This window comes from Pseudomonas sp. NPDC087346 (genome assembly GCF_044744235.1).
Classification (GTDB): Bacteria; Pseudomonadota; Gammaproteobacteria; order Pseudomonadales; family Pseudomonadaceae; genus Aquipseudomonas.
In genome coordinates, this window is the sequence record NZ_JBIUXX010000077.1 from 1 (window position 1) to 6,050 (window position 6,050).

A 6,050-nucleotide genomic window follows, 5' to 3' on the forward strand; every position below is an offset into this window, starting at 1 on the left:
GAAATTCGGCCCCTGTCCGCTCCCGAAGCCGCAGGCCAGGAAGTGTTGCAGGATGCTTCCCCGCTGTTCAACCTGCTCAGCGAACTGCACCTGAGCGAATTCGAGTCGCAGCACCTGTTGCGCCAGATCAGTGAGCGTGACCGGGCGATTGCGGCATTCTTGAAGTCGCAGAACAAACGCATCGACCTGCTCAGCCAGGTGGTCGCCCTGACCGTGCTCGGGCAGATCGGCGAGCCGCAACCGGTGATCATCTCCGAGGGCGGCATCGACTTTCAGTACCCGACAGCGATTGCCGTGGGCGCCCACCTGTCGGTCAAACTGGTGTTGATGCCGCAGGCGCTCGGTCTGCTGTTGCGCGCCCGCGTCACCCATTGCGATCGCAAGGGCGACGGCTACGACGTCGGCACCGAGTTCGAATACCTGACCGATGCCCAGCGCCAGTTGCTCGCCCGCTACATTTTGCAGAAGCAGGCCCAGGAACGACGTCTGGCCCGCGAACAGAACGAATCAGGCATTTAACTTAAGGAAGAACCGTGACCCTTATCTACGGCCACCGCGGCGCCAAGGGCGAAGCACCGGAAAATACCCTGACCAGTTTTCAGGAATGTCTCAAGCACGGCGTGCGCCGCTGCGAGCTGGATCTGCACCTGTCCAAGGACGGCGAGCTGATGGTCATCCACGACCCGACCCTCAAGCGCACCACTGACCGGCGCGGCAAAGTCGTCGAGCACACCGCTGCCGAACTGGTGACCTACGACGCACGCAAGGGCGGTCCGGGCTGGATCAAGCCGTGCCCGATTCCAACACTGGAAGAACTGTTCGAGAAATGCGATTTCGAGCACTGGCAGCTTGAAGTCAAAAGCGCTTCGCGCACCCGCGCAGCGACTACCGTGCTGGCGATCCGCGAAATGGCTCAGCGCCACGGCCTGCTGGACAAGGTGACGATCACCTCGAGTTCACGGGAAGTGCTGAAGGCTGCGCTGGATCTGGTGCCGGATGTGTCTCGTGGGCTGGTAGCCGAATACGCCTGGCTCGACCCGTTGAAGGTCGCGGCAAGTTATGGCTGTGAGATTCTCGCGTTGAACTGGACGCTGTGTACGCCGGAACGCCTGCAGAAGGCGCAGCGTCAGGGGCTGCATGTGTCGGTGTGGACCGTCAACGAGCCTGCGCTGATGCGCAGACTCGCCGACTTCGGCGTTGACAGCCTGATGACACACTATCCCGGCTTGGCCACTGCCACTCTCGAGAATTGCTGAAATCGGTCTCCCCGGCCGGCTCAGGCCACCGGCCGGAGCCCGTCAAAAAAGCCGGTTGAGGCCGTCGTACGCCGCTACGCGATAGGCTTCAGCCATGGTCGGGTAGTTGAACGTGGTGTTGACGAAGTACTTCAACGTGTTCAACTCGCCCGGCTGGCTCATGATCGCCTGACCGATGTGGACGATCTCCGACGCCTGATAACCGAAGCAGTGAACGCCCAGCACTTCCAGGGTTTCACGGTGGAACAGAATCTTCAGCATGCCTTGCGGCTCGCCGGCGATCTGCGCACGCGCCATGCTCTTGAAGAACGCCTTGCCGACTTCGTACGGCACTTTGGCCTGAGTCAGCTCCTGCTCGTTCTTGCCGATCGAGCTGATCTCCGGAATCGTGTAGATGCCGGTTGGCACGTCATTCACGAAGCGCCAGCTACCGTTATCAACGATGCTGCCAGCCGCAGAACGACCCTGGTCGTGCGCGGCACTGGCCAGGCTCGGCCAGCCGATCACGTCGCCGGCACCGTAGATGTTCGGTACGCAGGTGCGGTAAGCCTCGTCGACTTCAATCTGGCCACGGCTGTTGACCTTGACGCCGATGTTTTCCAGACCCAACTGATCGGTGTTGCCGGTACGGCCGTTGCACCAGAGTAAGGCGTCAGCCTTGATCTTCTTGCCCGACTTCAGGTGCAGGATCACGCCGTTGTCCACGCCTTCAACGCGATCGTAATCTTCGTTGTGGCGCACGGTGATGTTGTTGTTGCTGAAGTGGTAGCTCAACGCCTGGGAAATTTCCGAGTCGAGGAAGCTCAGCAACTGACCACGGTTATCCACCAATTCAACCAGCACACCCAGACCACTGAAGATCGAGGCGTATTCGCAGCCGATCACGCCAGCGCCGTAAACAATCAGTTTGCGCGGAGTGTGGCCGAGGCTGAGGATGGTGTCGCTATCGTAGATACGCGGGTGGTGGAAATCGATGTCCGCCGGGCGATACGGGCGCGAACCGGTGGCGATGATGATGTGCTTGGCCACCAGTTTTTCGACCACGCCATTGGCGCAGACCACTTCGATGGTTTGCTCGTCGGCGAAGCTGCCAGTGCCGAAGAACACGTCGACGCGGTTACGGGCGTAGTAGCCAGTACGCGAAGCGACTTGCTTGGAAATGACTTTCTCGGCGCTTTTCAACACGTCCGGGAAGGAGAACCAGCGCGGCTCACCAATCGCCCGGAACATCGGGTTGGTGTTGAACTGCATGATCTGCCGCACCGAGTGACGCAGGGCCTTGGACGGGATGGTACCCAGGTGGGTGCAGTTACCGCCGACCTGACGACGGCTATCAACCATCGCCACCTTGCGTCCTGCTTTGGCGGCGTTCATTGCCGCGCCTTCTCCCGCCGGGCCGGAACCCAGCACCACCACGTCGTAGTTGTAGACAGCCATGCGTACTCCTCAGAACAGGCCGCGGTGCCAGCAGCACCTGCGGCTAAATCACGCCGATTGGCGGCGCGAAGGAACAATTGGGGGCAAGTAAAGAACCCGGACACAGTCTATAGAAGCGTCAACGCCGCGCACATTAACCCTTGGTCGCGTCGTAGGCTACTTTTGCCTGCACTACAACGCCAGCTTTCGCATTGTCCTCAGTCAGTTTTTTTGCCACTGAGTCGCTCAAAGGCCTTACTGGTGCGGATGACAAAACCTGTATCGGCACGAATGACAAAGAATGCACCAATGTCATGTTTTTCGGCATAGTCCCAAGCCCTTTCAGGGCCGAGAATCAGCAACAGCGTCGATAGTCCATCGGCCATCAGCGTTGAAGGATGAATCACCGTGACTGACGCCAGGTTGTGTAGGACCGGCGCACCAGACCGAGCATCAAAGGTGTGGGAATAACGCCGGCCATCCTGCAGGAAGTAATTGCGGTAATCGCCGGAGGTGGAAACGCCATAACCGTCGATGCTGATAACGCGCTCGGCCACTTGCTGATCGTCACGGGGCTCCTCCAGCGCAATTCGCCATGGTGAGCCGTCGAGTTTTTTGCCCGAAGCCTTGAGTTCGCCGGTGGCTTCGGCGAGGTAATCGTGAATACCCATGGCTTCGAGTCTTGCGGCAATCGTATCGACGGCGTAACCGGCGGCAATGCTGTCGAAGTCAACCTCGACGGCTGCGTCCTTGCACAGTTGATCGCCGTCGATGCGCAGATGGTGATAGCCGACGCGTTGCATGACTTCGGCCAATGCGGCAGCGCTTGGGACTTTTTCTTCACGACCTTGCGGGCCGAAACCCCAGAGATTCATCAGCGGTTCAACTGTCAGGTCGTAGGAGCCTTCGCTTTGTTGCGACAGTTGTTCGCCGACCCTGACCAATTCGAGTATCGATGCCGGCATGGTCTGACAGCTGCTGGCAGGGAGTGCATTGAAGCGTTCGATGTCCGAATCACTGCGGTAGGTCGACATCTGCCGATCCACTTCGCCGAGGATGCCTTCCACTTCGCTACGAACTTGCGTCGAATCCGCGAGACCGGCGTGACGCACGTACTTGATCGAATAGGTGCTGCCCATGGTCGGGCCGCCGAAGCTTTCCATGGAATCGCCGTTGCCGCAGCCGGACAACATGCCTGCCAGCATTACAAGACCAAGCAATCTCCCTAGCATCACAACGAACCCTCTGGCCCAGCACAAAGCGGAAGATTATGCGCCAGAACCTGTAGGAGTGAGCCTGCTCGCGATGGCGTAGTGTCAGGTAGCCGATCTTTAACCGGCATACCGCCATCGCGAGCAGGCTCACTCCTACAGGTTTTCATGCGCCAGCGAACATCGAACAGCTCCGCTAATGGCTATATCGTTTAAGCAACCCGCTAACTAGTAGTTGCCTACTATTCTCTATACACATATGGTTACAAAACTGTTCACAGGTACTGCCTGAGTTGCCGCGTGACGACGAGGACGTGTCTAGATCAGGGATTTCCAATAAGACAGCTAATAGAGAGTACCCACCCATGTCCTCCACAACGGGCAAAGGCAAAGCGATTTTTCGCGTTGTCAGCGGCAATTTTCTCGAAATGTTCGACTTCATGGTCTACGGCTTCTACGCCACAGCCATCGCCAAAACCTTCTTCCCGGCCGATAGCGCCTTTGCTTCCCTGATGCTGTCGCTGGCCACCTTTGGTGCCGGCTTCCTGATGCGGCCGTTGGGGGCGATTTTCCTCGGTGCTTACATCGACCGTCATGGTCGCCGCAAAGGTCTGATCATCACGCTGGCGCTGATGGCTGCTGGCACCGTGCTGATTGCCTGCGTCCCGGGTTATGCAACGCTGGGTGTGGCCGCGCCACTGATTGTGCTGTTCGGGCGTTTGCTGCAAGGCTTCTCGGCTGGCGTGGAATTGGGCGGCGTCTCGGTTTATCTGGCGGAAATCGCCACGCCGGGCCGCAAGGGCTTCTTCGTCAGTTGGCAGTCCGCCAGCCAGCAAGCGGCAGTGGTCTTCGCCGGGTTGCTCGGTGTCGGCCTCAATCATTGGCTGAGCCCGGAACAAATGGGTGACTGGGGCTGGCGCGTGCCGTTCCTGATCGGCTGCATGATCGTTCCGGTGATCTTCGTGATTCGTCGCTCGCTGGAAGAAACCCCGGAATTCCAGGCGCGGAAACATCGCCCTACCCTGCAGGAAATCGTCCGTTCGATCGGTCAGAACTTCGGCATCGTCATCGCCGGCATGGCCTTGGTGGTGATGACCACCGTGTCGTTCTACCTGATCACCGCTTACACCCCGACCTTCGGCAAGGCTGAACTGCACTTGTCGGATTTCGACGCGCTGCTGGTGACGGTATGTATCGGTCTGTCGAACTTCTTCTGGCTGCCGGTGATGGGTGCACTTTCCGACAGGATCGGACGTAAACCCCTACTGCTTGCGGCGACGATTCTGGCGATTCTCACTGCCTATCCAGCCCTGTCGTGGCTGGTGGCGAACCCGAGCTTCAGCCATTTGCTGATCGTCGAGTTGTGGCTGTCGTTCCTCTATGGCTCGTACAACGGGGCGATGGTTGTGGCGCTGACCGAGATCATGCCGGTCGAAGTGCGTACGACCGGGTTTTCGCTGGCCTATAGCCTGGCGACTGCAACCTTCGGTGGCTTCACACCGGCAGCGTGTACTTATCTGATTCATGTACTGGATAACAAGGCTGCGCCGGGGATCTGGCTCAGCGGCGCGGCGGTGATGGGATTGCTGGCGACGCTGGTGCTGTTCCGTGGCAACAAGCATGAACTGCGTACGGCGCAAGCAGCCGTGCCTGGCGGCGCCCGATAAATTGCTATCGCTAGCAGGCTAGCTCCCACAGGAGGATTTGTGAACGGCGAAGATCAAAGCAGGCTAGCTCCCACAGGGGGATTTGTGAACGGCGAAGATCAAATGTGGGAGCCAGCCTGCTGGCGATGAGGCCAGCCCTGACAACACCTCTCTACAAGCCACACAAACAAAAACGCCCCGACCAAAGTCGGGGCGTTTTCATTTGCAGCTAAGGCTTAGCGCGGGAATGCTGGCGGGTTTACACCGGCCATGTCTTCCATCACGCGGATCACCTGGCAGCTGTAACCGAACTCGTTGTCGTACCAGACGTACAGAACAACGCGGTTATCCTGGGTGATCGTCGCTTCAGCATCGACAACGCCTGCGTGGCGCGAGCCAACGAAGTCGGTGGAAACCACTTCCTGCGAATTGACGAAGTCGATTTGCTTGTGCAGATCGGAGTGCAGCGCCATGTAGCGCAGGTACTCGTTCATCTCTTCACGGGTGGCGGCTTTCTCAAG

5 protein-coding genes and 1 pseudogene are annotated in these 6,050 nt (G+C 58.9%); 3 read left to right on the forward strand and 3 right to left on the reverse strand.

Features of this window, described 5'->3' with window-relative positions; genetic code table 11:
* A partial coding sequence (locus ACIOZM_RS28140; protein ID WP_401220072.1) for a PilZ domain-containing protein occupies nt 1-519 on the forward strand: 519 nt, incomplete at its 5' end.
* Between the two features lie 14 nt (nt 520-533).
* Complete coding sequence (locus tag ACIOZM_RS28145) at nt 534-1,256, forward strand: glycerophosphodiester phosphodiesterase (protein WP_401220075.1); 723 nt, start codon at nt 534-536, stop codon at nt 1,254-1,256.
* Nucleotides 1,257-1,298: 42 nt separating this feature from the next.
* Here the strand turns inward: ACIOZM_RS28145 and sthA are convergent, their stop codons facing one another.
* Together sthA and ACIOZM_RS28155 are read right to left on the reverse strand one after the other, a co-directional pair.
* The gene (gene sthA, locus ACIOZM_RS28150; protein WP_064117858.1) at nt 1,299-2,693 is read right to left on the reverse strand and encodes a Si-specific NAD(P)(+) transhydrogenase; all 1,395 of its coding nucleotides are present in this window, start codon (nt 2,691-2,693) and stop codon (nt 1,299-1,301) included.
* A gap of 197 nt (nt 2,694-2,890) precedes the next feature.
* On the reverse strand, nt 2,891-3,877 hold the full coding sequence (locus tag ACIOZM_RS28155) for an FAD:protein FMN transferase (RefSeq protein ID WP_401220078.1): 987 nt from the start codon (nt 3,875-3,877) through the stop codon (nt 2,891-2,893).
* Between the two features lie 371 nt (nt 3,878-4,248).
* On the opposite strand from ACIOZM_RS28155, the gene ACIOZM_RS28160 reads away from it, so the two are divergent.
* A complete protein-coding gene (locus ACIOZM_RS28160; protein ID WP_401220081.1) occupies nt 4,249-5,550 on the forward strand; it encodes an MFS transporter in 1,302 nt (433 codons plus the stop codon).
* Between the two features lie 215 nt (nt 5,551-5,765).
* Here ACIOZM_RS28160 and ACIOZM_RS28165 read toward each other — a convergent pair.
* A pseudogene (locus tag ACIOZM_RS28165) lies at nt 5,766-6,050 on the reverse strand (glyceraldehyde-3-phosphate dehydrogenase); the annotation flags it as partial.